Source organism: Rhizobium tropici CIAT 899 (genome assembly GCF_000330885.1).
GTDB classification, from domain to species: Bacteria; Pseudomonadota; Alphaproteobacteria; order Rhizobiales; family Rhizobiaceae; genus Rhizobium; species Rhizobium tropici.
This window is the reverse complement of the sequence record NC_020059.1, coordinates 1,651,654-1,674,554: the sequence shown is the minus strand read 5'-3', so window position 1 is coordinate 1,674,554 and position 22,901 is coordinate 1,651,654. Positions and strand designations below refer to the sequence as shown.

Genomic DNA, 22,901 nt, shown 5'->3' with positions numbered 1-22,901 from the left:
AGGCGTTAGCTGACCGTGAAGGCGCCAGTGGGCACTGAGGTGCCCTCAATGCCAGATCGATTTATGGAAACTACCCACCCGTAGCGTGTACCGGCACTAATACCAGTCACGATACGACTATCAGGGGTGCTGGGAGCCCCATACTCTGGAGGGCTAACAATCGTTGCCGTGGCGAAATTGTTGGATGTGTTCCAATAGAGGCGCGCGCCCGCATAATTTGAGCTGTTCGGCGCCGTCCAGTTGAATGTTGCTTGCCCTACTGCACCGGTTGCTGTGACCCCAATAACGGGGCCTGGCGGTGTTGGATCTGCTGTGGTGTGCACTTCTTCGGTCGGTGACCGCGGGCCATATGAGCCGTTGGACCCAATGTAGCCTACCTGCACATCTAGATCGACATCTACAGGAACGGCGCCCGTGTTGAGCTCGATAAAGCCGCCAGATGGCGTCACATCGGGAAACTGTTGCTCAATCCACGTCCCTGGCGATCCGCCGCCGGTATCACGCAAGCGATAGAAAACGACCGGCGTAAGGCTTTCGGATTCTGGATCAACAATCAGAACCCGAAGATAGACCGAGCCGCCGTTTGCCTTTGCCTCTACCGTGTTGATGATGCCAGGCGGGATCTCAGCAGTGCCGAGCGTATTGGGAACCGGCGGCTGCTGCCCCTCGTCTGTCACGGGGTTCCAGTCGTCTATGTTGTCGGGATGCTGAATAATCTCCATCGTGAAGCCGCCGCGGGTGATCGCAAGCGTGGAACGGCGATTTTCTATAACCTTCCCATCAAGCCTCGGCAGGCGAATTGGTGTTGCCAGCCTTACCCAGCGGCTATAGATCGCATTTAGCCCAGAAAAACGAACATCGAGAGTGCCCTTGACCTTCTGCTGCAACCGTCGCCAGTCGCGAATGCCAAGGCGCCTCGCTTGCCGCCATTGCTGGCAGTAGCGATAGTCACCGTCCTGTGACAAAACACGGCCAGCGGTTAGCTGCGCTGCTGCATCTTCGAAGAAATCTGTGTCGCAGGACGAATAGCCGGTATCAGGATAGGTGAATTTAGGGACTAGGCGGTTGCACTCCTCCTCAAAGAGGACGTCATATTGAATTTGGTGCCCGACAAGATCGACGTCAGCTAGCGTCTCGACACGGCTCTCGCGAAACTTGCCAACGGTGAGCAGCAGGGCACCGTCACCCCTTTCGCACATCCACCCGTCGCAGGCCGCCAAGATGGCGTTAGTGCCGACCTTTGGACCGTTTTCCGTGGTATCCCAGCCGGAGCACTCATATCGCTTTTCAGTGCCGCCAGCGGCGCGAGGAATATCCTCGTCACAAATGTTCGCCTCTTCGGTCCACATATCGATGACTGGCAGAATCGCCGATCGATAGTCGCGGCGATTGCCGAACTCATTGAAGCACTCATGCCAGCAAAGCTGAATGACTGGATTGCGTGTCCAGGTCCAAGTATTCGGGTCTGTTGGGCTTTGCGATGAATCTCTAAAATCCCAGCAGAGAGCTCCATCGACTTCCGCCGACACTTGCGGGGCACCATATGGGAAGCGCTTATTTTGGTTTTTTGCCGCAGTAGACTCGGCGATCATCGCAATAGAGGCTTGCTGGTCTCCACGATGATTGTTCGTCCAAACTCCCGCAGAGGTGAGCTTCGCAACCAATGGCGCGTACGCCGTCTCAGTGGACAGTCCGATGCGCGTCAGAAGTCGGACGTTGTTGCCATACCTGCCATTGTCGTCATTCGTCGTGTAGCCGTTGGCGTCGAGAAAGACTTCGTCATCATGCAGCCAATAGCGATTGATCGACTTCACGCGATGGCCCACGAGCGCCTGGACCGCATAGAGATAATCGCCGCTTGCCTCCCACAGCATGTACGCGCCGGCGAGACGATTGCGGCCTATCGACCAAATGCGGAAAGGCGTGCTCTGAACCTTCGGGACGCGGCCACTCTCCGGATCTGGCGGTTTCGGCGCCATCAGCGCCTGAATGCCGACCGCGAGCGCAGTCGTTGCGATAGCAGACGAGATCGTTACTGCGGTCGTGAGGCCTGTGCCGACCGTCAGGCCAAGGCTCGAAAACACCGCCGTAAAAAGGGGTGTGAAAATTGGGTCGAAGACGACCTGGCTATAAAGCGATGTACAGCTCGAAAGGCCGTATCGCACAAGCATACGCTGGTGGTGCATGCTCATTGAGGCACCGACCAAGCGGCTAGGCACTCCGCCTTCTTGCCCACGACGCCTGCCGGGCCGAGACATGCCCAAACAGGGCCGAACTTGATGGCGCCTATTTCAGTAAGCTTGCCGCCAAGCCATGATGGAGCTCGAATGATGCCGATATCGCCGGTTTGTGGGTCGTCGGTTCTTCTGATTCCTGCCTTCATCGCTACGGCGTCGACGAGGGCGATCATGCCGCCATGGGCGGTCAAGATTTCTCTCGCTTCGTCTTCAGACGAATAGGTTCCGCGGAACTCCTCGACAGGATCTCGGCCGGTTACGTGCCACACCCACGAAGCGCAAAACATCAGGCAGTCGTCGCCGCTCCGGCCGCCCCACCTGAAGCGGTGCGGTAGCTCAAGCCAATCTCGCAATTTCATGGATGCCTCAGTAGTTCGGCCAAACCGGCGCAATGCCGCGGCTCAGGCGCTGGACCTGCTTGCAGAAGTCGTCAGTCGGCGAGATCGCTTTCTGCTGAGCATCAGACCAAAGGGAATGAACGGCGCGCGAGCGCGTTACACTGCCGGTGACGGCGGAAAGGCTCAGCGTTAGCGACGGCTGATCCTCGCTGCCCACAGCCTCGCTTGCCTCGCTGACGTGAGACGCGGTGCCGCGCCATATGGGCACAATCGGCCCCATCGGCTGATAATAGTCATCAAGCGTCATAATGCCGATTTGTACGACGGCGCCACGCACCGGCGGCAAGCTGTCGATCGCTTTGGCTGCTGTCGCCGGATCAATGCCGCTCAGCGTGAAATCCACGCTGTCGGCCGTTCCGTTCACAAGCACCTCGAGCGAAGGAATGCCGATCAAGCGGCCACCGCCCATGTAGACGGTGCCATCCGGATCTATGCTGTCCATTCTGGCTGGCATATCGTTGACGCCGAACCAGATGTGCAGCGCAGGATCTGTATCGACACGAAGGAAGATGCCTAGCTGATAGCTGCCTCGCATGGCTGCGATGACAGAGTCCGGTATCCAGGCCATCGAGCCTCCAGAAACTGAAAAGGCCCGCGCGAGCGAGCCTTCATGAATGAATTTGTTGCAAAAGCGCTAGAACGCCTCAGAAAATTGGATCGTCTGTTCGGTGACGAAGAACGCCTCTATGGTGAGGGGCAGAGTGAAGTCCGTCTTGAACTTCGCAACGAAGCGCGGCCTGGCGTACTCGATGCGAGTGCCTGCCGGTACGGCCTGCCGTAATGGCGGCTGGATTGACAATTGAAAATCATTGTAGGCGACGCTGGCGCCGCTGACAGTTTCCGTCCCGCTTCCAATCTTGGACGTTTCCCAGTCTCGATAAGCGCGCCAGCCTTTGGCGGCATGTTTAACTGAAAACCAGTCGCCATCGATATCGCGTGTCGCGCCATAAACGCGAACGGTAACCTGACCTGCGTTCAGTGCAGCATCAGCGAGAAACTTGCCCCAAACCGTCGCTTGGCTGTAGCCAGAGCCGTCAGAGAAGAGCGAGCCGTCAGAATGAGGAATGCCGCGCATGATTGGCGTCGGCAAATTGCCAACGGTGGGGAATGGCCCAAACCAGTCAGTTGGGATCGGCACCACAATGTAGCGAAAACCGCCGTTTAGGCGCGCGCCCAGCTTGTTGATGTAGCGAAGCTGCTCCCGGCTGACGATCTTGCAGTCTTCGAGCGAGGCGGTCACGATGCCGCCTCCGCTCATTTCTATGTTCTGGCTTTCACCGACGCTGTTGCGGCCTCCGTCGATACCAGCGCCGACCACGTCATAGATGGCTTTTGGGCACGCCAAAAAATCCAGCGCCAATATGGGCTGGTTGATAAGACTTCCCATCCATCATGCCTTCTGGTTTGCGTACTGGTTCTGCAGGCGACCGAAGCCGCCGCGACGCTGTTGGGTGTTGTACTGAGCGAGCCCCTCACCTACGCCCTGCTTCACAAGCGTGCGGACATGATCGTCGCCGCTTGCGCCGCTGATCTGGACATGAAGGATGCCTGGATTGCGGTTGTCATTGGCGGCGGTGGCAGCCCGAGGCCGAAGCGTAGGTGCGGTGGGCGCCGTAACCAGCTGCGGCGTAACAAGGCCGCCGTCAGCGAACTTCGCCACCGAGCCGCGGTTTATCGCTTCAAGCATGTTGCGATGCTTTTTCGTGGCATTCGCATTGACGACGAACTCGCCATTGGACAACCATGCCGGTATGCTGTCGCTGCGACCCGATCCAGGGCCGGCCACATGGCCGCCATCGGCAAATCCAAAAATCTTGGGTATCCAAGAGAACAACGACCCAAACAGGCCGCCAGCAGATGGCTGCTGCGCACCTGGCATGCCGATAACCGCGCCGAGGCTGGTATTCGGTGTGAAGTTTGGCGACGACAGCAGAGATAGAAGAGAGCCACCGGCTGCAGGCGTCGCAGAAAGTGCACCTGCACCGCCCGTCAAACTCTTACCTATTGAATTGCCAATCTGACCGATGTCTGTGCCGAAATTTCCAACGCTCTTCGATGCATCACCAAGCGCATTATTGAACTTGGTGACGTATTCTGGAGTAGTGTTGAAGCCATCGCTGGCGAGTCCAGCTTTAGCCAGCGGTCGCCCCGAAAACCATACGCTGGCCGCATCTTGCGGATTTCCATATTTCGATAGCGACGCACCGAAATATTTATTGAAAACAGCATCTTGTGCATTTCTATCGTTAAGAAATGCACTTGGCGTCATTGCCGTTCCTGTGGCGGCCTTTGTCCATGAAGGAACGTTAGCTCCCATCACTTGATAGGCGCCATATGCCCGATCACCACTTTTGAGAACCGGTCCAAGAGCGCCATAATTTCCGCTACTCTCGATCGACTTAATCGCGCCAGCAAAGGCAGACATATTGCCAGCCGTAACAGGATTGACGGCGGCACCGGATGAGCCAGAAAGTGCCTTCCCTACAACAGAGGCGCCAACGCTAGAAACACCGGTTGCAACGCTTGGCGTAGAGCCGCTGGTTTTAAACAAGGCATTTGCAATCTGGTTGAACAAGTTCTCCCAGAGTTTGTCCGCCTGCTTCATCAGCGCATTTTGCAGCGCCTGCCCAAAGGCTTTGCCGATGCTCTCGCCGTTCTTGACGAGACCATCCTTAAAATCAGTCAGGAAGCTGGTGACAGCCTCGCGGTTCGCCTGCTGGTCAAGGTTGCGCCCTATATCGCGACCCGTTGCGCTGTTTGGATCTTCAGGAAGGCCATATTGCCTTTGCATTTCGACAATCTGTCGATCGCGAGACGGCAGCGCAGCAAGCCGGTTTTGGTCGCTGAGATCCTTATAAAGCTTGACTTTTGCGAGCACTTCCGCCTGTTTGGCGTAAATATCAGCTTCTTTTTCAAGAGCCGCGAGATGCTCGCCTGTCACGCCGTTTTTGCGCGCCTCATTGAGGAGATCAAGCTTGTACTTTGCGGCATCGTAGGCAAGACCGGTCTTCCCGACGAGTTCAATCTCGTTCTGAAGATCCTGGTTTTTGTCCTTCGCCGTTTGAACCAGCGTGACGCCGGCCAACTCCTCAGAAAGCTTGGCGTAGGCATCGGCCAGATCCTGAATGTTCTTCAGGTTGTCGCCGGTAATGCCGTCATTCTGCGCCTTTTGCAGCAGCTGCAATTTCGTGCGAGCAGCGTCAAGAACAGCACCGGACTTACCAACAAGGGAAATTTCTTGCCGCACCTGATCATTGCGATCCTGCGCGGATTTGGATAGGTCGTCATACGCCTTTTTTAGCTTTGCAGCATTTTGAGCGGTATTTGCATAACGCGGATCGGTGATATCCACCTGTGCCGGTGGCGGCAGCTCATCCTTGAAGTTATCCGGCTTTTGAAAGCGCCGAAGATCGGGCGGACCCTGCTTTTCGCCTTCGCGCTTGAACGATACCAGCGCATCCTTCGCGGCATTGATCCTGTCGCGAATTTCATCCATATGCCGAAGCAGCTCTACATTGGCGTCATTGTTGACAGGAAGGCCGATGGCCTTCTGCAACTTCACAGCAGCGTCATATTGCTCCTGCAGCGCCTTGAGCTTGTCCGCGTCAGCCTCAGACTGACGAGCTGAGCGCTCTCGGCCTAGCTTCTCAACGTCGATCGGCTGATTGGAAAAGGCCGGACCAAGATCAATAAGAGGCTTGCCGCCAGTGAACGGTTTCACCAGCTCGTCAATACGCTCTTTCAGCGTCGGACCACTGCCGGCCTGCTTTAGCAGGTTATCGTAGGTATTGCCAAATTCATTGAGCTTGTTAATGACCGACTGAACGTCATTGGCCAATTTGACGATATCGAGGCCATTGAGGGTCGTGACGACCTTCTCGATCGTCTCAACTGTCGCCTTGCTGGCGCCAGTAACATCGTCGAACTTTCCGGCCGCCTTCGTGAGCGACGTCTGCAGGTCAGTGAAGGCATTGCCTATCGTGGCGCCGGTGCCCTGCAATTTATGGTCAAGATCGGAAGCGCCGGCGATAATGCCGTCAAATAATGCGCGGCTCGAAAGCTGTTGATTGTTTACAAGGGTCTTAAGCTCTGCGACGGAACCGTTCGCCTGTTTGATACCCTTGGCAGCAGCCTGCGCAAGCGCTGGCATACCTTCGATGATCGAATTGAATTCTTCCGCGTGAACAGTGCCGGAGCCAAGGGCCTGCGACAACTGCAGAAGCGAACCTTGCGCCTCCTCGGCGCTCGTACCGGAAACTCGAAGTGCTTTGCCAACAGTGTCGGTAAACGTGATAAGCTGGCTGCTTGATGCCCCAAGCTCTTTCTGCTGCAACGCGGCTCGCCCGTAAAGGGTCGTCAGGGCTTCGATAGGCGCATGATTGCGCAACGCCGAATCGTAAAGCTTTCCAAGCGTAGACTGCAATTCCGCGCCCTGGAGGCCTGCGACCTTAAGGGCATTCGTCATGCGGATTGAGCTGTCAGCGAGATCCTGAAATCCCTTTGCTGCGCCCACAACGGCAAAAACCTTCGCAAACGCCGCAGATATGCCCAAGCCAGCCCGACTGGCGTCGCGCGAAGCACCTTCCACCTTGCGCATGGAGGCAGCCATCTTGTTCGCGCCATTGGCGAACGTGGCATCCATCTTGGCGCTGGTGCCGGCAGTAAGTTGCTCGATCTTCTTGAGCGTCTCGCCCATAGCAGCTTCGAGCTTCTTATTCGATCGACGAAGCGTTGCGACGTCCGTGCTGATCGAAATAATTAGGTCTTCATTATCATCAGCCACTAGGCGCGCACCCTAAAAAAAGACAATGCCCGCGCGAGCGGGCATTGTTGGAAATGTCGATGTTTGAAAAACCTTGGCGATCAACCGCCGTATTTGGCTAGAAGTCCGGCCATCTCGTTGTCGGTCGGGGCTCCAGCGTCTTCTTCGGCGCCGTTCGCGTCGTTATAGCCGCGGATCGCCTCAAAAAACTCCGTCAGGGTGGCGGCCCAAAAATCAGAAGGCCGCCAACCCAGTCCACCTATCCCTGTGCGCATCCATTGGCGCCACGGAAAAGCATCGTCTATTCCGTCTTGTCGGCCGCCGTCTTTTCCTCGACGGCCTCCTCGTTTCCCTCGTCACCGTCAAAATGGTGGGCGAGGACAGCGGAAAAGGCGACGCCACAGTCAGCAAAATGCTTCAAACTGAGCTTCGACAGCGCGCCCTTAACGTCGCCGCGGACAGCAAGCAATTCTACGCCTGCGAGCGTTGCAGAAAGCTCCACGCTCGTCAGGCGCTGGAAAAGTTCGTTCAACGATCTGCACTGCAGGCGGCTTGACAAACCTGCGAGGCGCTCCATTTCAGCGGCAAGAACGATCGGAATATTGCCGATCCACAGCGGCACTTCGCCTCTCGCCTCATTGACGGGAAGCGGAAAGACTTTGCTTTTCTTTTCAGAGGTCACGACTATCTCCTCGCTCGTCGGAATTATGCTTCTGGCGTGAATGTCAGGACGTCAGCGGCAACGAAGGTCGCGCTGAATTCCATGTTGGGCTCGACGTCGCCGCTGAACGAAAAGTCAGTGACCATCCACGAACCCTGATAGGTGCCGTCGCCCGGAACGATGACCTGAGCGTTAAACGCCTCGCTTGCGCGAACGTGATTCATGAACACGTCAGACGCTGCGCTCGAAACGAAGTTGCCAGAACCAGTAAAAGTGCGATTGGCAATGCCTGGCCGGCTCGTTTTCTGGACCGGGCCGCCCGGATTCGTGCACGATGGAATAGTCGTGTCGACTTCGTTGGCGGACATGTTGAAACTGCGGGTCTTGAGACCGCAGAGATTGGTGAATACTTCTGGATCTGCGCCGTCGCCGATCTTAATCAGCAACAGGCGGCCAAGCTGCTGGCCATCTGCCATATCAGGTCTCCAAAAAATGTGGTGGTGGTAGGGTGGCCGGCGCTTAGGCGATCGGCTTTTCGGTGCGCGCCACAAAATCAATGGCGGCGTGGCTTGTAAGTCCGTCCGGATCGCGGAAGACCCGCGTCTGGCGGTGCATAATCGATATGAGCCGATTGGTTTGAAGCGTGATCGGCGCCAGATGGAGGCTCTCCACAACGGCGTCGGCCAACAGCTTCACAGCCGGAAATCCGACCTTCCTAGACCATGCATGCAGGGTCAGAAACGATGTTCCGCCATTGATGCATGAAGCATCATCGCGCAGTGTTTGCGCCTCGCCGATCGTGACATATCCCTCTTTGGGGGTCGCGAATGCGGTGTCTGGCGGCTGGTCATAGATGCCGTTCGCCTGCGCCATGACGGCGCTATCTGCCTTCAGGCGCGCCACGATAGCGCCCTGTAGCTCAAGCTCAGGACTAGCCATTACTTCTTCATAGCCTCCCTGACGCCACGGCTAACGGCAGCCATAATCTTGCGTTTTATGCGCGGCTTCATCGCTCGGTATGTCGTGAAGACATGCGGTTGCGCCGCCGTACCGGGATGCATATTGCCTCCACCTGCCGCAGCCTGCTTCTTGCCGGCAACAGTTCCGCCACCCTTGGCGGTGTTGTGCGGCGCAGTCCCGAATTCGAGAAACCGCCAAATGAATTCGGCAAATATTCCGACTGCTGACGGGTCTTTAGTCTTGCTTGTGCCCACCTGCTCTTGCGCTGGGCGGCTTGCCAGCAAATCAGCATCTATGCTTTCGGCATACTCGAGCGTAGCGCCACGCGGGGCCAGTTGCCGAATTGCCTCGGCGAGTTCAGTCCCGGCCGCCATCTTCGCCTGCGCCGCATATCTTTCGACATTCGGCGCCATATCGTTGATGCGCTGGTTAAGCCGCTCGCGGCCGATGATCATAGCCTTCAGCGCCATTACGCCGCGACCCCTTGCGTGGCCATCATGTCGATATAGGCGTTCTTCTCATCGAGGTTCGCAGATGACGTGATGTTGAAAATGCGAGCACCGTTTCGTGCATCGACGGCGCGCCAAGACGTCGCCACCTCGCGCGCTGCGACATGGCTGCGAATGCGAATGATATATGGCTGCACGCCGGTGAGCCGCGCTGCAATGACCGGTTCGCTACCCGTCAGCGGAATGAGCTCCGCAGCAGCAGTGAATACCGTTGCGAAATCGCCGGAAACCTCATTGCCGTAGCCGTCATCGACGATCTCTCGGCGCTGAAAGTGAAGCTTTTCTCGCAGCTTTGGGATACCGGGTTTTGTCGGAGCCATTATCGAAGCCTCCCAGGTCCGGAAGGTCGGCCGCACTTGACCGCCTTGTCGCCCGCGGCTTCAGCGCAGGCGCGCGTCACCAGGTAGCGACCATCCTTCATGGGGCCGCCATCCGGCTTGTAGGCGATGGTTACGGCCGACGAAACCTTCCAATGGAAGTGGGCCGTAAACCGTACCCACATTAGAGCGTGACGCCCGAGTTCTGGATGTCGACGGCCAGAACGCTTGCGCTCTTGGCCAGGCCGATAAGCACTGAATCCATGCCCGTCGCAAGATCAGCCACCGGACAAATGCCACCCGGCGTGGCCGAGAGGTAATATGCCGTGCCGGGCACGAGCGTCGCGCCGATCGTAACATCACCGGCCTTTGCAACCGTGAGCGGCTGATTGATCGATGCGCCGTTGAGAGCAATGCCCTTCACCTGGCGCGTACCGGTGCCGTTGTTGTCCGACAACAGCCAATTGTTGGTTGCTGCATCGAGATAGACAGCGTGGCCGGCAGCGATCGTAGCGCCGGCAGTGCCAATGTCGCGCGTGGCGTTAGAGCCTGCAACGACGTTTGCGGGGGTTATGACGAGATCAGCCATGGATTACGCCTTCAGAGCCGCGACGATATCGGCGGCCGTCGAGGACGGCGTCAGCGCCTGAACCTGCGCCTTGTTCTTGATGGCGGCAGTAACGACCGAATCTAGGCCGGTGATCTGGGCGCCATTGACGATCGTAAGCTTGCCGCCTACATCGATAACGAGCTCGTCCGGCCCGTTGAAATGGACATTGGCAGAATAATTGCCGACTGGCATGTTAGCCTCCTGGCGTCAGGCAAATCTACCGACGCGATATTTGTTGAGAATGGCATCAACGGTGAATGGGACCTCAACAGCCGCAGCGCGTTCGCCCGCGACTACCGTATCTCGGTTTTCGAACCAGTGGCCCAGCAGCAATAGCAACGCTGCCTTGAGGTCTGCCGGCGTTTCGGAAAAACCAGCAGTGAAATCCACCTTCACAGCGCCGGGATAGTTGATGGTGATTGGCCACATGCCGCCATAGACCGGCGAAATTCGCGCTGGCGAAGATTCCACATCAACGATGTAATCGGCTGGTGACACCACATGCGTTGCGCCGGCGTCGTCGGTGTAAAGCACCTGCTCAACGGACGTGGTAGGACCAAGCGGGATCGAAATCGCGCTGTAGATCGCGCCAACATCGAGGTAGGCCGCACCATACCCGTAGGCAGGACTGAAACCGTTGATCAAATTGCGAGAGTAGAAGCTGTCGAGCGACAGACGCCACTTTTGCGGCGTCAGCGCGAGCCCAATGCCGTCAGGTCCCTCGACGAAAGCAACAACGGCGTCGACCAACAGCTGAATATGCTGGTCTTCGTCATCGTGGAAGATCCGCAGATGCTGCTTAGCGGTGTCCAAATCGATCGGTGACGTCTCAGGCGCCTGCAAGCGAGTAAGCCTTGACCAATCGGTCATGCGGCCGCCTTTCTGCCTCGCCGCCCCGGCCGGGGCGATGTTGGCCCAGACTCCGCAGTGCGCTCCGCGATGCCGCGCTCAATTAGCCGCAGTGCATCTACATCTTCCCACTCAACCTCGCGACCAGCTTCATAATGCTTCATGACGCCGGATAGCGCCTGCAGTAAACGAATTAGCACGGGCGCCTCCCAAAGAATGATAGGGCGGCCAAAGCCGCCCTCACAGCATTAAGCCTGGGTCAGAACCTTGACGGCCGCAGCGTCGAGCAGTTCGCCATCAAAGCGAGTGAAGCCGATGAAACCTGTCTGATCATAGTCGGCATAGCGCTCGACGAGGCGACGGATCGCAAACTCGTTCACGCGACGGACGACGTACCGGTTGAAGGCGCCGAAAGCGACAGTCTTGTTGCCGGTTGCGATCGAGGCCATAGCCTGATTGATCGAATACGGCTGATTCAGGATCGTGTCCGGCTGGCCCAAGGAAACGTTCGCCGGCTGCCAGATATATTCGCCTTCACCGTCCTTCAGCTTACGGAGAGCCTTGAGCGTGCCGTCATTGAACATGAAACGGCAGGAAGGATCAGCGCGGTAAGCCGGATCGACGCTATGATAAAGCTCGATGATGTCATCGAACGAGATCGCAGTTGCGCTGCCAGCGGTGGCGCCTGCGCCAGCGGCTGCGACGATGCCGTGCGGCTTCGAAGAACCGTCACCAGTTGTCAGATGCAGGTTGGCGATACGACCGATGCGCTCTGCCATTGCATCGCGAACGATGGCCTCAACATCAAGGGCCGAATCCTGCAGGAGCTCGCTGGAAACAAGAACGACACCCGATGTATACTTGTATGCTTCAAGCATCTTCGTGCCGAATGCCATTTCAGCGAGAGACACCTGAGCATTCTCGGCGATCAGCGCGCCGGTGTTGGACGTGTCATCCATCGTCGGCCAAGGAATCGTATTGCCGGCCGCGGTATTCAGGAACCGCGTGACGCCAGGATCAAGCATAGGACCCCAAGCCTTGAGCGACTTGACGAGCTCGGCCATGAAGCCCTGCGGCACGAGGTAGCCGCCATCGGCGCCAGGAGATGTCGCCTGTGGGCCGGCACGAAGTTCGCGCACGATCTGGCGCTGCTCGGGGGATAGGCCTTCGATACCGCGGCGAAGATACGTGCGGAATGCTTCCACCTGTCGCTCTTCAAGCGGACGTTCGTCAACCTTGCCAGGCTTGCGCGAACGATCTTCACCGAGCGGACGGCGAGCGTCCTCTACTGCGTCGAGCTCGGCCTGTCGCGCCTCAAGAGCTTCTTCGCGTGCGATACGTTCGCCGATGCGGTCGTATTCGGCCATGGCCTTGTCATGTGCAGCGTCGATCTCGGCTACACGCGCTTCGGCAGTGTCATCGGTGATTTCGTCACGCAGGGCGCGAGCATCGGCAACGAGCTTGAGCTGCTTTTCGCGCAGTTCAGAAATTTTGGACAAATGAAGTCTCCAATACAAAGAGCCCCGCTAATGGCGAGGTTCGTTCTGTGGTGGTGTTTTGGTGGGTGGCAGCGCTGGTCAGCGCGTGCTGCGGACCTTTAGGTCAAGGTCCATTTTGAGACGCGCCTTGACGGCTGCGGCTCTGGTTACCGGCGCTGCCGCCGGATCTGAAATCTTTGGTTCTGGCTGTGGCTTATTGGCAGAGCGCCATTCTTCGAGCGATCGTACACCGATAGTGGTGTCATCGTAGGCCGGAAATGCCACGGCAGAGACTTCGAGAAGTTCAAGTGCCTGGATCGTTCGCGTCGGCACGTCGCCGGTTTCGTCCCATGTCTCTTTCGTGACGCAGAAACCGAAAGACATGCCGCTGATATCGCCACGCTCGACGAGCACCCACAGGTCATTGCCATCGGTCGTATCTGGAACATCGATTTCGACACGCAGGCCGGTACCATCCTCCTGCAACCGAAGTGTTCCGGACTTGGTGCGGCCAATCACACGACCGGAGTCATGATCCACTAGCGCCCGGACGTCTCCTTTGATTGCGTCGGTAAAGGCGCCGGGTGCGATCTGCTCCTGAAACCAACCACCTATATCGGCGAGACGCTCAAAGACGGCGGCATAGCCCACAAGCGTGCGCTTGCCATCGGTGGCGCGCGTCTCTACAGCAGCGATATGGCTGCGCTTTTCAATGTTCGTCATGCGGCCTTCGCCTCGTCGGTATTCTTGTTTTCGTTTGCGGCTGGCTGATCGCCCAACGGAGGGCCGCCGTTGTGGCCCATTTTCTGTGAACCAAGCGGCACCGTCGCGCCCTGGATATGAAGTTTGGCCGCATCTCCGCCGTGCGTTGGCCAGTTTTCCATCGATCGCACTTCATCAGGCGTGTTGATGGCGTTCTGGATCGCGGTGGCGTAACCGTTCATGCGCGTGGTAAAATCGCCACGCAGAAGGCCGTCCTGATTGAAGGCAACGAAGTTTTTCGTATTCCGTGCCGTGAACAGCTTGAGGTTTAGCTCTTGCTCCCATGCCGTGAGCCACTGCATGAGTGTGTGCTTCACAAAGTGAAGGTCCTGCTGTTCGGTGTTGGAGAACGTGCCGTGCGTCAGGTCCTGCAGAAATACTGGCGGCAGATCGAAAATCCTGGCAATTTCCTCGATCTGGAAGCGGCGTGCCGCCTCCATCTGGGATTTGTCAGGATCAATGCCAACCGGCTTCAGTTCATGATCCTTCGGCATAATCAATACATTTCGGCGCTCCGCATTCGCATCTCTGATCGCCTTAGTGACGTCTGTTGCCGCCCTCGATGCAGCTGCCGGCGACCCTACGGGGCCATAAAGCGCCAACGGTGGCACGCCGCCGTTCAGGAAGAACTTCTCGGCGTAGGATTCGAGTGCGATTGCCAACCCGACAGCCTTTGCCAGGCGCTGTATTGGCGCCACGTGACTGATGCCGTCAGCATCAAGCATGAACGGGACATCGATAATCTCCGACGCCTGATACTCGATCCTCCTGCGTGTGTCCTCGTAGATGTAGAACTTTCGGCCCTGGCGCAGCTCAACCGTCGTTAGTAGCGGATTGAGCGGCCACAGGTTGGTGACCCGGCCGGCCTTGTTGCGCTCGATGAAGGTGAATGCGCGCCCCAAGGTCAGAATATTGACCATCGAGTATTTGCGCCAGGCAAACGATGTCCATTCCGGATTGATCGCGTCCTGAAGGATCGCGTAAAGCGGATTTCCTTCGACAGCCTCGCGGCCAGAGGCGCTCTTGACGAACATCTCCAGTGGCAGAGATGCCAGTGTGCCCGACAAGAAATTGACCGCGCACCACACAGCGGGCACGCCAAGCGCGGTTTCCACCGTAACCGGAACGCCGCTTGCAGCATTCCATGTCTCAAACATTGACCGCCACGCGCCGACGTCAGACAGCGGCACGCTTGGATTTTCAAGGCTGGCGCGCGTTTCGGCAATAGCCTGCGCGGCCTGCCTTTCAGCGGCCCGCTTCGTTGTAAGTCCAAACATCAAATAACCTTGCCGCAGCTATAGCGTTGCCAGCTGAAATTCAGGATCTTCCCAAGGGCTGGCCGCCGGCTTGATCTCAACAAATCCGTCGACCGCAGCGCCAACCGCCATTGCACAAGCAACGGCTGGGTCGATACGAACCGTAGATTTCTTTTTCGAGAACCACTGGTTGCCCATGAGTGGATCGGTCTCGATCGCCACACCCATCAATGCACCAAGAAGGACAGGCGACTTGCGCAGCCGCACGCGCTCTTCGAGAATAAGCGCCTCCAGCGCAGCGACACTGCCCGGCATCCACAGTCCGAGAGGGGGGTCTAGGCCGGCGTCTTTCGCCGCCTGCACTTTCTCTTCGTCTGGTTTTGCGCGCTTCTTGCCGCCCTGTGGGTGCGCGACAGTTTTGATCTCGACGCCGTATTCATCGAGCTCTTGCTCGAATTTGTCGAATGCGTATTTGTCATATGCCAGCATGGCAATGCCATGCTCAGCGTTCAGCCTTGCGAACAAAGCCGCGACGTGATCGTAGCGTATGCGCGCACCTTCCGGCGCGTTGATGTACGGTTGTGTGGTTCCTGTGTGGAACGTCTCATTCCATAGCCGATAAGGCACATGGTCCTGCTTCGAACGCTCGTCCATCGTGTCGCGCGGTGTCCATGCCTCGATCCAAAGATCGTAAGTCGGCAAATCCGCTTCCGTGCCGTCCTCGCGCTTCACGCGCTTGGTGCCAGTCTCGATCGCAAAGGCGGCCGCTGTCAAATCCTTGGCGCCAGACAAATCCAGGCCGGCTGCGGCGATCTTTGTACCCTGATGCTCAACATATGGGTCGAAGTCGACCATCACCTTTTCGAGCAGCGGCCGCGGTATCCAGGCGGTATCCGCCTCAGTCCATACACAGAAATGCAGACGCAGAATGCCGTTACGCTTGGACGGAATGTCCTTTGCCTGATTGACGACGCCTGCCAGATAGTCATGCTTCAGCGTAATGCCGAAGAGCGGGTTTGCTTTTTGCCAGCAGGTCGGGTCTGTAAAAGGATCGTCGTCTTTGTCGAGCGCGCAGACATATGAAAACGTCGTGTCGTCGATGACTTCGCCAACATAGGTGAAATCATCGTCAGGCGTCTGCGTGCCTGCGGCTACCTTCACGGCATGCTGGTGTTCGTCCCAGCAAATCGAATTGCGATCACTGCCGCTGTTCGTGATCATGAACAGCAGCGGTTGCCGGCGGAATTTAAAACCGCGCTCAAGCATCTCGATGACCTTGCCATCTGGATGCTCGTGAATTTCGTCGCAGAGCGCGATATACGGGCGCGGGCCGCTGTGTGCACCTTCGCGCGATATCGGCCGGAAAAATGAGCGCCGCTTGAGGTAAGACAGGTTCCAGACAGGATTGCCGCCCGATGGCGTCAACTTCGACTTCAACGCCGGCGACTGCTCGTACATCGCAACAGCATCGCGAAACAGGACGAATGCCTGATCCTTGTTCGCCGCAGCCGCATAGATCTCGGCAGCCGCCTCCCCGTCAGACGTTAGGCAGTAATGCCCAATGCCTGCGGCCAGCGGAGACTTCCCGTTGCCCTTGCCTTCCTCGATATAGGCGCGTCGAAAGCGTCGCAGGATTGCGCCGTCAGATTCGACACGCTTCCATCCGAAAATAGAGCCAATCTTGAACTGTTGCGAGATGTGCGGGTAAAAAGGCCGCCCTTCGAACTGCCCCCCGTTCAGGCGCAGCACTGCCGGGAAAAAGCGCAGCACCCTATCGGCAGCTTCCGGGTCCCAATGGATGCCGCGGCTTGGACCGTTCAGTCGATCGTCTTTGTGCCTGCGGCAGGCATTGCGAACGTGCGGCCCAGCTACTATATCACCGTTGATGACCTTCTCGGCGTATTCATCAACGGGGCCGGTGGGATACTTTGGATTGAAGTGCGCAGGAATTGCGGCTGATTGGCTCTTTCTACTCGTCGAAGAACTCGTCTGCCGGATCTTTGCTTTCGCCATCTGGTTTAGCTCCGGCCTTGCTGGCGTCGGCAGGCGTCGCACCCATCTGGCCCAGGCACTGCCTAAGCAGATTCATTGCTTGCACACCGCAGTCCTGACCGGCGATCATGCGCCCCAAAATGTTGCTTGCCGTGGCCACCAGGATTCGGTGGCTTGAGTTGAGCCAAGGGATTTCCTTGCGCAGCGTCTGCCACGCTTCCCTTGCCTTGTTGGTTTCGCCATCAACAATCCAGTCTGGCGGATCACCAAGATCATCGCTAACCAAAGGCTCGTTGCGCGCCTCAAAGCGTCCCTTGTTCTTTTTGTCGGCGCCGGTGACAGCAGCTTTCGACCGCGGCGTGCGTGGCCTCGGCATGACGCAACCTCAACATTTGAATTGTGGCGTTGTGTACGGATGGGGTCCGCCGGTACCTTGACGGCGCGGTCGGCAAGATTCGACCCACCCCTCCCAGGCAAACCCTTCATTATGGCAGGTATGTCGTCGTTTGTCAAACTAATAGTGCAAGATAATTCAGATATTTGTGAAGAAATATTCATTCAACGCATCAACTAAATCGGCCATCCATCAGCGCCGTACCGAACCACGATCTTACCGTGGTCTTCGAGCTGGCCTCGTGATGAGTGGCATGGTTTGCAGGTCGACACGAATGGCCCAGACCAGAACAAAGATAGATCGCCTCTATGTGGGGTGGCATGGTGCACCTCAGTTGCGGCGGTTATCTCTTCGCGCTCGAGGCACCATTCGCATAACGGCTGAATGGAAAGTTGCTCATGGCGCATGCCGCGCCAGCGCGCGCTTTTGTATAGATGGTGATATTCGCTATTGGCCATGTATCACCATGGAATTGGTTGCGGGGGCAGGATTTGAACCTGCGGCCTTCAGGTTATGAGCCTGACGAGCTACCGGGCTGCTCCACCCCGCAATATTGGTCTAGGTGGCAGGGTTCGAACCTGCGACCCCGTGATCCCAAATCACGTGCGCTACCAGTCTGCGCCACACCCAGAAGAAACCAAAAGCGGCGAGGAACCACATGCGCTAAGCGCGCCATGGCTCTACTCGCCGCACGATCGCCCGTCGCTGGAGTAGGCAGCGCCAGGTGATGTGTTTTGAGGCTGTCCCGGCATCGCAAGCGAGCCCATAGCGTCCGCGCAAATTCGGCGCCTCAAATGAAAACAGCCGCACAAGGCGGCTGTCGGGTTTCATGGCCCTTCATAAATATACGGTTTGAGCATGCCGTTGAGTGGACACTACGCCGCAATTTTTTCCGGAATTTTTTCGAAATCGGCCCGTGCCGTCTCGTCGACCTCGATCAGCTTATAGATCGCCTCGTCGATCAGAGCTGCGCCTCGCTTTGCTGCATAGGCAGGAGCAAGACCCATCGCGGCTCCAATCTCTGCCGCCGTGCCATCGCTGATTGCCAGATCCAGCACTTTTGCGTGGTCTCCCAATTTGAGCCGAAGATGGTCGACATAATACGAGGCCTCAATGTGCCTAACAAATTCCGGCTCCTTTCCCGCTGGCTCTGATGCGGTCGGCTTTGGCTGCTTAACGCCCCCTAACCAAAGCGCATTCGCCGCGAGTGCATCAGGGCAACGCGTTGCTTTGAACGGCAACTTATCGAAACAGACGGAGCCATCGATACCAAGCTCCTCGAGTAATTTGCGTCCCTTGTGAGCGGCAGGTGATGGCGTGTAGTACTCGCGGCTCGCCGGCTGGGACGAAATGGGCCTAAGATAGGGCTCAGCGCGAAACGGTGAGGCGGCCCCCTTCAGCTTGAGGTATGACCAAACCTCGCCGTCCGTGCGCCCTGCGCTTGAGCCGCCCTTCTCACCTCGTCGGCGCTCATCGGGCCGCAATGCTCGCCCCTTGGCTGTTACACCCCACTGCATCAGTTTGCCATCAGTGAATGTTAGCTCACCGATACGCGCATCAAGCGCGCGGTGCAGACCGCCTGACTTCCGGGCGACGATTTTTGTGGTGTATATGGGCCGAGCTTCGGCAGACCTAGAATACACGTTCACAATTTCTCCAGTGTGGTTCCACCGTTCCTTCCCTACCACTTTCCAGCCGACCGCGCCCAACAGCTCGGCTTCTGATGGACGTGTCTCGATAGTAGCTTCTGGGTCGTATTGCTCCTCGTCAGCGGTGACTTCCATTTGGCGCGGAAAGCAAAGGTCACGCCAATGACGGAGAGCAAAAAGACGCACCTTGTCGCCGCGATAAGCGAGACGCTCGAGTGCAGGCCAGGCGAGAACATCCGGCACCGGCTTGTTGTCGTTGGCAGGCTGGCGGACTTTGGCGGGGGTCGGCTTTGCAGCCTTAGCCGGTGTTGCGATGCGCTCAGCCAACAGCGTGGCCAGTTCGGAAAAGTCGCGATGTTTCAAGCCGCATCCGCCTTTTGCTTATCATTGTCATTCGCCGGCACGAACGATCCGAAGTTTATCAGGACACCGCTGGTCGATACGGCGTCGTTTAGCTTCTCGAATGCTGCCCTGCCATCCGCAGGCAGCACCTTGTCGCGTGTCATTTCGGGGGCAGCGCCGACACCGGGGAACGGCCCACCAATATTTTGAACTCTGGCTCTGATCATTTAATCTCCAAAACCCTTTGCTCCGACATCACTGCGGGGCGTGACACCGTGACAACGCGAGACAACCTACCCCCTAAAGGGGTAGGTATTGTCACGCTGTTTTTGTCACGTTGACGCCCGTGTTGTGACAAGATTTTCAACCGTGACAAACGTCACGCTACGTCACGCTACGTCACGCTACGTCACGTTCTGTCACGCTAAAAAATCCGTCTAATACGGTGACGCTAGACCCGAGAATCCTACGGTCCCGCTCGAAGCGCTTGCGTTTTCCGGCTTCCGATATCCCTTCCGCAGCCTGATAAACCGCAGATCGCCACTGACTTTCTGTCACCGGCTTGTTGTCGTTGGCGGCAATCGCCTGACGCAGCGTTTCCATAGCCTTCGTATGGCTTCTGACGCGTGACATGTCACGCTCATCTGTGACACTTGTCGCGGCGGCTTCTGCAACCAAGACAGGCGCCGTAGTTTCGGGATCTTCAGGACGATCACGGCCAAGACTAACGGTCTCCATCCTATAACTGCGCGTAGGTCGGTCAGGGCTTTCGTTGTTTTTGGCTACCTTCGCAACCGAGACGTCACGTTTGCGCGTGACGTGGATGGTCATGTCAGCGGCGCCCTGCAGCTGCCCGGCGCCGCGCATGCGCGCTTCGCCGCTAATAGGAGAGTGATGCACCACCACGACCGAGCACAGCCCTTCAGGGTTGCCGTGGCGAACGGCGTCCGTGAGGCTGTTTACCGCCCTGTGCATGGCGTCTGGGTGGCTGTCCGACGCGCTCATTGCCGCAGCTAGCGTATCGATGATCACGACTTCCGCGCCGTACTCATCGGGGAAATGCCAGGACGCCGCCCGTATCACGGCGCGAAGGAAGTTCTCCTCGCAAAGGTCGATCGGACCATCGTAAATCAGCAAGTTGCTGAAAGGTTCGCCGCCGTGATGCTTTACGAAGGCGTCGACGCGGCGTTTGACCTGATCACCACGCTCTGCCGCAATGTACAAAACATTGTGTTGAGGTCCGTCTTTGCGCTCACCGAAATCCCACCCCGCGGCAAGACGGCAAGCAAGGTCGACCGAGAATACAGACTTACCTGCCTCGCTCGGCCCGAAGATGGCCGTCAGGTCACCACTGCCGACCCATCCAGGCATTTTCCAATATTTATGGCGCGGCTCTCTCTGCGAGGCGTGCGCGGTCAGATGACCAGAGATGGACCGGAAAGTTTCATTTCCATCATCGAACTCGTCCCAATCAATAGACGCAAAATTCTTGATCACAGATCTCCTTCGCCGGCGTTGGCCGGTCGTCGTGGTAACGTTGATATTTTGACCCAGATTTTATTAAGCGTGGTCGGCCGCTAGGCGATGGCACGAGAGGCTATCTTGCTCTCGATCCACTGAAGTACTTCAGTTCGGACGAAAGCGACCCGTCTATCCCCCAAGTCTGCCGCCCCTGGAAAGCGGCCTTCTGAACGAAGGCGGTTGATCATCGTACGGCTGAGCGAAGTTAGTTGGCAGACGTCGTTAAGGCTTATCAATATCGGAATATTGTCGTTGGCGTGTTTCATCCGGCATCTCGCATTGACTATGATAACAAATTTGTTAAGGTGGTTATCAAGGTTGCGATTGCCACCAAAATCGATATAGCTATAGTACAACTTTACAAATTTGTCAAGATGGTAAAATGAATAGACCCAAAAGGACGAGGCTCACTCAAATGCTCCTCAACGAGCAAAATAGGAGAGGCATGACGGAGAGCGAGCTTGGCGCAAAATACGGATTCTCACAGCAAGCCTTTTCAAGTTGGAAGGCCGGCGTAGTGCCACGGCCGAAGATGTATGCAGCATTGGCGGAATTTCTTCAGATTTCAGTCGATCAAATGTCTGAACTCGCAGATGAAGCCAAGGCAAGCACCGGAACTACTAAGCTTCCGAATATTGGTGCTCCCCTCATGGGAAGAGGCTCAAGCGAATCCATCATAGTCGAACAGTTTGCCGTTGGATTTGCCGCACCGAACGTTTCCAATTGCTATGCCGTACGTGTCGATGGCCACCACCTTTGGGTTGATCCTCGAATTACACCTCTCCCTGGCAATACCGTACTAATCAGAACAAAAGATCATGCAGCCTTGGCGACCTGGCCGATTTCCGTGCAAGAAGATCAGGAGGTTCACGTCGTTACGTTGGCTGAGCTTGCCTGAGGACGGTTTTTCCGCGTCGCTGCTGCCATTGATAGTCAGCCAATCGGGCCAGAACTGGAATGCTTATTGAGGAAATCCGCCCAATCCGTCATCAGCGCTCGGCGCTTGTCAAGCGCATCGCCACGTCGATAGGCCTGTTCGACAGCATTGCCGATCCTATGACCGAGTGCCATCTCGGCGATTTCTCTGGGGAATTCAGTCTTGTCACCGGCGAAGTCACGAAACGCCGATCGAAAGCCATGCATCGTGATGCCCGACTTGTTCCTCCCGATCCAATTGGGCATGGCCATTATCGATAATGCTTGGCCATCTTGAGTGAAAACAAGGCCTTCGCCTTGCTCTGGTAGCGAGGCAATTGCTTGATTTGTGAGCGGAACAATCAATTCCCGCCCAGTCTTTGTCCGCTCTTTCGGTATAGTCCAAATCTTAGCGCCGAGATCGATCTCTTTCCATTCGGCTAGACGAGCCTCACCGCTACGAACGGCGGTGAACACGATGAACCGAATAAGGCGCTCAATGACACTACTGCCCAACGAAGACAGAAAGGCAGGCACATTTGAATAGCTCAGCGCCTTATGATTCGCGCCGGTAACCCGTCCAGCTTTGGTGAGAAGATGCTCCAGGTGACCAGACCAGCGCGCCGGGTTATCTCCCGTGCGCATCCCCTTCGCGGCGGCATAGTCTAAAACCGACTCGATTTTTCCTCTGACCCGTTGGCCAGTTGCCGGCCGCTTTTCCCAAATGGGTTTGAGGGTCTCCTCGATGAGGTCCGTGGTAAGAGCGTCGATCTGCTTGTCAGCCAGTGCCGCAGAGTGCTCATAAAGATGATGCTCCCATTCTTTGCGAGTATGCGGTGTCCAATCATCCCGATCCGCAATGAACAGTTCCGCAACTTTTCGGAACGTCCTCTCTGCCGCTACCTTCGCGGCAACTTTGTCCGCATGTGGATCTTGTCCATGCGCCAACTTCGTCCGAAGCTCTTCCGCCTTGCGCCGTGCCAGAGCCAGAGACACAGGCGCAATACCTGCAAGGCCGCCAAGACCAAGCTCTCGTCGCTTCCCGTCCCTCGTATAAACAAAGAACCACGACTTACTTCCGCCGGCGTGCATGCGAAGGTAGAGGCCATCGCCGTCCGAATACATGCCTGGCTTCTTAATCGCCTTGATTTTGGAGTCTGTGAGCTTGTTGCTTACCATATTCCATACCATAAACCTCTTGGTTGCCAATATGGACACAGAAGACGCAGCAGGCAACAAAAAAGCCCGCAGATCCGGGCTTTCTCGATTTTTCACCAATTATACCAGCA

Annotated in this window: 25 protein-coding genes and 2 tRNA genes; 1 reads left to right on the top strand and 26 read right to left on the bottom strand. The window is 57.0% G+C overall.

Annotation, left to right across the window (positions count from 1 at the left end):
* Positions 1-5: 5 nt before the first annotated feature.
* The 25 genes from RTCIAT899_RS08170 to RTCIAT899_RS34015 form a co-directional block, all read right to left on the bottom strand.
* Positions 6-2,192: a phage tail protein gene (locus tag RTCIAT899_RS08170; protein ID WP_041677395.1), complete on the bottom strand. Its 2,187-nt coding sequence runs from the start codon at positions 2,190-2,192 to the stop codon at positions 6-8.
* The gene (locus tag RTCIAT899_RS34020) at positions 2,189-2,524 is read right to left on the bottom strand and encodes a DUF6950 family protein (RefSeq protein ID WP_425281485.1); all 336 of its coding nucleotides are present in this window, start codon (positions 2,522-2,524) and stop codon (positions 2,189-2,191) included. Before RTCIAT899_RS34020 ends, RTCIAT899_RS08170 begins: the two co-directional genes overlap by 4 nt.
* Before the next feature lie 79 nt (positions 2,525-2,603).
* Positions 2,604-3,203, bottom strand: coding sequence for a hypothetical protein (locus RTCIAT899_RS08160; protein ID WP_015339742.1), 600 nt, complete (start codon positions 3,201-3,203; stop codon positions 2,604-2,606).
* 66 nt (positions 3,204-3,269) lie between these two features.
* Entirely contained in the window at positions 3,270-4,022 is a 753-nt protein-coding gene (locus RTCIAT899_RS08155; protein ID WP_015339741.1) for a hypothetical protein, read from the bottom strand.
* Between the two features lie 3 nt (positions 4,023-4,025).
* Entirely contained in the window at positions 4,026-7,418 is a 3,393-nt protein-coding gene (locus tag RTCIAT899_RS08150; protein WP_041677393.1) for a tape measure protein, read from the bottom strand.
* An 80-nt stretch (positions 7,419-7,498) separates the two neighbouring features.
* Positions 7,499-7,672 (bottom strand): phage tail assembly chaperone, encoded by a 174-nt coding sequence (locus tag RTCIAT899_RS31895; RefSeq protein ID WP_081598374.1) that lies wholly within the window; start codon positions 7,670-7,672, stop codon positions 7,499-7,501.
* A gap of 26 nt (positions 7,673-7,698) precedes the next feature.
* Entirely contained in the window at positions 7,699-8,079 is a 381-nt protein-coding gene (locus tag RTCIAT899_RS08145) for a hypothetical protein (RefSeq protein WP_015339739.1), read from the bottom strand.
* A gap of 23 nt (positions 8,080-8,102) precedes the next feature.
* On the bottom strand, positions 8,103-8,534 hold the full coding sequence (locus tag RTCIAT899_RS08140; protein ID WP_015339738.1) for a phage tail tube protein: 432 nt from the start codon (positions 8,532-8,534) through the stop codon (positions 8,103-8,105).
* A gap of 43 nt (positions 8,535-8,577) precedes the next feature.
* The gene (locus tag RTCIAT899_RS08135) at positions 8,578-8,931 is read right to left on the bottom strand and encodes a DUF3168 domain-containing protein (RefSeq protein ID WP_244441449.1); all 354 of its coding nucleotides are present in this window, start codon (positions 8,929-8,931) and stop codon (positions 8,578-8,580) included.
* Between the two features lie 65 nt (positions 8,932-8,996).
* On the bottom strand, positions 8,997-9,473 hold the full coding sequence (locus RTCIAT899_RS08130; protein ID WP_244441448.1) for an HK97 gp10 family phage protein: 477 nt from the start codon (positions 9,471-9,473) through the stop codon (positions 8,997-8,999).
* 14 nt (positions 9,474-9,487) lie between these two features.
* Positions 9,488-9,847, bottom strand: a complete 360-nt coding sequence (locus RTCIAT899_RS08125; RefSeq protein WP_015339735.1) for a head-tail adaptor protein — start codon at positions 9,845-9,847, stop codon at positions 9,488-9,490.
* A gap of 181 nt (positions 9,848-10,028) precedes the next feature.
* On the bottom strand, positions 10,029-10,433 hold the full coding sequence (locus RTCIAT899_RS08115; RefSeq protein WP_015339734.1) for a hypothetical protein: 405 nt from the start codon (positions 10,431-10,433) through the stop codon (positions 10,029-10,031).
* A gap of 3 nt (positions 10,434-10,436) precedes the next feature.
* Positions 10,437-10,646, bottom strand: coding sequence for a hypothetical protein (locus RTCIAT899_RS08110; RefSeq protein WP_041677391.1), 210 nt, complete (start codon positions 10,644-10,646; stop codon positions 10,437-10,439).
* A 15-nt stretch (positions 10,647-10,661) separates the two neighbouring features.
* Positions 10,662-11,324, bottom strand: a complete 663-nt coding sequence (locus tag RTCIAT899_RS31635) for a head-tail connector protein (RefSeq protein ID WP_015339733.1) — start codon at positions 11,322-11,324, stop codon at positions 10,662-10,664.
* Between the two features lie 227 nt (positions 11,325-11,551).
* Positions 11,552-12,802, bottom strand: coding sequence for a phage major capsid protein (locus tag RTCIAT899_RS08100; RefSeq protein ID WP_015339732.1), 1,251 nt, complete (start codon positions 12,800-12,802; stop codon positions 11,552-11,554).
* A 78-nt stretch (positions 12,803-12,880) separates the two neighbouring features.
* A complete protein-coding gene (locus RTCIAT899_RS08095) occupies positions 12,881-13,504 on the bottom strand; it encodes an HK97 family phage prohead protease (RefSeq protein WP_015339731.1) in 624 nt (207 codons plus the stop codon).
* Complete coding sequence (locus tag RTCIAT899_RS08090; protein ID WP_244441470.1) at positions 13,501-14,700, bottom strand: phage portal protein; 1,200 nt, start codon at positions 14,698-14,700, stop codon at positions 13,501-13,503. The genes RTCIAT899_RS08095 and RTCIAT899_RS08090 overlap by 4 nt, the downstream gene beginning before the upstream one ends.
* A gap of 138 nt (positions 14,701-14,838) precedes the next feature.
* Positions 14,839-16,812 (bottom strand): terminase large subunit, encoded by a 1,974-nt coding sequence (locus RTCIAT899_RS08085; RefSeq protein ID WP_015339729.1) that lies wholly within the window; start codon positions 16,810-16,812, stop codon positions 14,839-14,841.
* Positions 16,769-17,167 (bottom strand): hypothetical protein, encoded by a 399-nt coding sequence (locus RTCIAT899_RS08080; RefSeq protein ID WP_015339728.1) that lies wholly within the window; start codon positions 17,165-17,167, stop codon positions 16,769-16,771. The genes RTCIAT899_RS08085 and RTCIAT899_RS08080 overlap by 44 nt, the downstream gene beginning before the upstream one ends.
* Before the next feature lie 491 nt (positions 17,168-17,658).
* Positions 17,659-17,735 (bottom strand) — tRNA-Met (locus tag RTCIAT899_RS08070).
* A 4-nt stretch (positions 17,736-17,739) separates the two neighbouring features.
* A tRNA-Pro gene (locus tag RTCIAT899_RS08065) sits at positions 17,740-17,816 on the bottom strand.
* 244 nt (positions 17,817-18,060) lie between these two features.
* The gene (locus RTCIAT899_RS08060) at positions 18,061-19,197 is read right to left on the bottom strand and encodes a hypothetical protein (RefSeq protein WP_015339727.1); all 1,137 of its coding nucleotides are present in this window, start codon (positions 19,195-19,197) and stop codon (positions 18,061-18,063) included.
* Positions 19,194-19,403: a hypothetical protein gene (locus tag RTCIAT899_RS08055; RefSeq protein WP_015339726.1), complete on the bottom strand. Its 210-nt coding sequence runs from the start codon at positions 19,401-19,403 to the stop codon at positions 19,194-19,196. Before RTCIAT899_RS08055 ends, RTCIAT899_RS08060 begins: the two co-directional genes overlap by 4 nt.
* Positions 19,404-19,575: 172 nt before the next feature.
* Positions 19,576-20,673 (bottom strand): AAA family ATPase, encoded by a 1,098-nt coding sequence (locus RTCIAT899_RS08050; protein WP_015339725.1) that lies wholly within the window; start codon positions 20,671-20,673, stop codon positions 19,576-19,578.
* Between the two features lie 80 nt (positions 20,674-20,753).
* Positions 20,754-20,885 (bottom strand): helix-turn-helix transcriptional regulator, encoded by a 132-nt coding sequence (locus RTCIAT899_RS34015; RefSeq protein ID WP_244441469.1) that lies wholly within the window; start codon positions 20,883-20,885, stop codon positions 20,754-20,756.
* Between the two features lie 257 nt (positions 20,886-21,142).
* On the opposite strand from RTCIAT899_RS34015, the gene RTCIAT899_RS08045 reads away from it, so the two are divergent.
* Positions 21,143-21,595 (top strand): XRE family transcriptional regulator, encoded by a 453-nt coding sequence (locus RTCIAT899_RS08045; protein WP_244441447.1) that lies wholly within the window; start codon positions 21,143-21,145, stop codon positions 21,593-21,595.
* 35 nt (positions 21,596-21,630) lie between these two features.
* Here RTCIAT899_RS08045 and RTCIAT899_RS08040 read toward each other — a convergent pair whose 3' ends face one another.
* Positions 21,631-22,791, bottom strand: coding sequence for a tyrosine-type recombinase/integrase (locus RTCIAT899_RS08040; protein WP_041677866.1), 1,161 nt, complete (start codon positions 22,789-22,791; stop codon positions 21,631-21,633).
* Between the last annotated feature and the right edge of the window lie 110 nt (positions 22,792-22,901).

Coding starts and splice junctions, on each gene's coding strand:
- RTCIAT899_RS08170 (WP_041677395.1), bottom strand. CDS start 2,192: ATGAGCATGCACCACCAGCGTATGCTTGTGCGATACGGCCTTTCGAGC.
- RTCIAT899_RS34020 (WP_425281485.1), bottom strand. CDS start 2,524: ATGTTTTGCGCTTCGTGGGTGTGGCACGTAACCGGCCGAGATCCTGTC.
- RTCIAT899_RS08160 (WP_015339742.1), bottom strand. CDS start 3,203: ATGGCCTGGATACCGGACTCTGTCATCGCAGCCATGCGAGGCAGCTAT.
- RTCIAT899_RS08155 (WP_015339741.1), bottom strand. CDS start 4,022: ATGGGAAGTCTTATCAACCAGCCCATATTGGCGCTGGATTTTTTGGCG.
- RTCIAT899_RS31895 (WP_081598374.1), bottom strand. CDS start 7,672: ATGCGCACAGGGATAGGTGGACTGGGTTGGCGGCCTTCTGATTTTTGG.
- RTCIAT899_RS08140 (WP_015339738.1), bottom strand. CDS start 8,534: ATGGCAGATGGCCAGCAGCTTGGCCGCCTGTTGCTGATTAAGATCGGC.
- RTCIAT899_RS08135 (WP_244441449.1), bottom strand. CDS start 8,931: ATGGCGCAGGCGAACGGCATCTATGACCAGCCGCCAGACACCGCATTC.
- RTCIAT899_RS08130 (WP_244441448.1), bottom strand. CDS start 9,473: ATGATCATCGGCCGCGAGCGGCTTAACCAGCGCATCAACGATATGGCG.
- RTCIAT899_RS08125 (WP_015339735.1), bottom strand. CDS start 9,847: ATGGCTCCGACAAAACCCGGTATCCCAAAGCTGCGAGAAAAGCTTCAC.
- RTCIAT899_RS08115 (WP_015339734.1), bottom strand. CDS start 10,433: ATGGCTGATCTCGTCATAACCCCCGCAAACGTCGTTGCAGGCTCTAAC.
- RTCIAT899_RS08110 (WP_041677391.1), bottom strand. CDS start 10,646: ATGCCAGTCGGCAATTATTCTGCCAATGTCCATTTCAACGGGCCGGAC.
- RTCIAT899_RS31635 (WP_015339733.1), bottom strand. CDS start 11,324: ATGACCGATTGGTCAAGGCTTACTCGCTTGCAGGCGCCTGAGACGTCA.
- RTCIAT899_RS08095 (WP_015339731.1), bottom strand. CDS start 13,504: ATGACGAACATTGAAAAGCGCAGCCATATCGCTGCTGTAGAGACGCGC.
- RTCIAT899_RS08090 (WP_244441470.1), bottom strand. CDS start 14,700: ATGTTTGAGACATGGAATGCTGCAAGCGGCGTTCCGGTTACGGTGGAA.
- RTCIAT899_RS08085 (WP_015339729.1), bottom strand. CDS start 16,812: ATGGCGAAAGCAAAGATCCGGCAGACGAGTTCTTCGACGAGTAGAAAG.
- RTCIAT899_RS08080 (WP_015339728.1), bottom strand. CDS start 17,167: ATGCCGAGGCCACGCACGCCGCGGTCGAAAGCTGCTGTCACCGGCGCC.
- RTCIAT899_RS08055 (WP_015339726.1), bottom strand. CDS start 19,403: ATGATCAGAGCCAGAGTTCAAAATATTGGTGGGCCGTTCCCCGGTGTC.
- RTCIAT899_RS34015 (WP_244441469.1), bottom strand. CDS start 20,885: ATGATCAACCGCCTTCGTTCAGAAGGCCGCTTTCCAGGGGCGGCAGAC.
- RTCIAT899_RS08045 (WP_244441447.1), top strand. CDS start 21,143: ATGACGGAGAGCGAGCTTGGCGCAAAATACGGATTCTCACAGCAAGCC.
- RTCIAT899_RS08040 (WP_041677866.1), bottom strand. CDS start 22,791: ATGGTAAGCAACAAGCTCACAGACTCCAAAATCAAGGCGATTAAGAAG.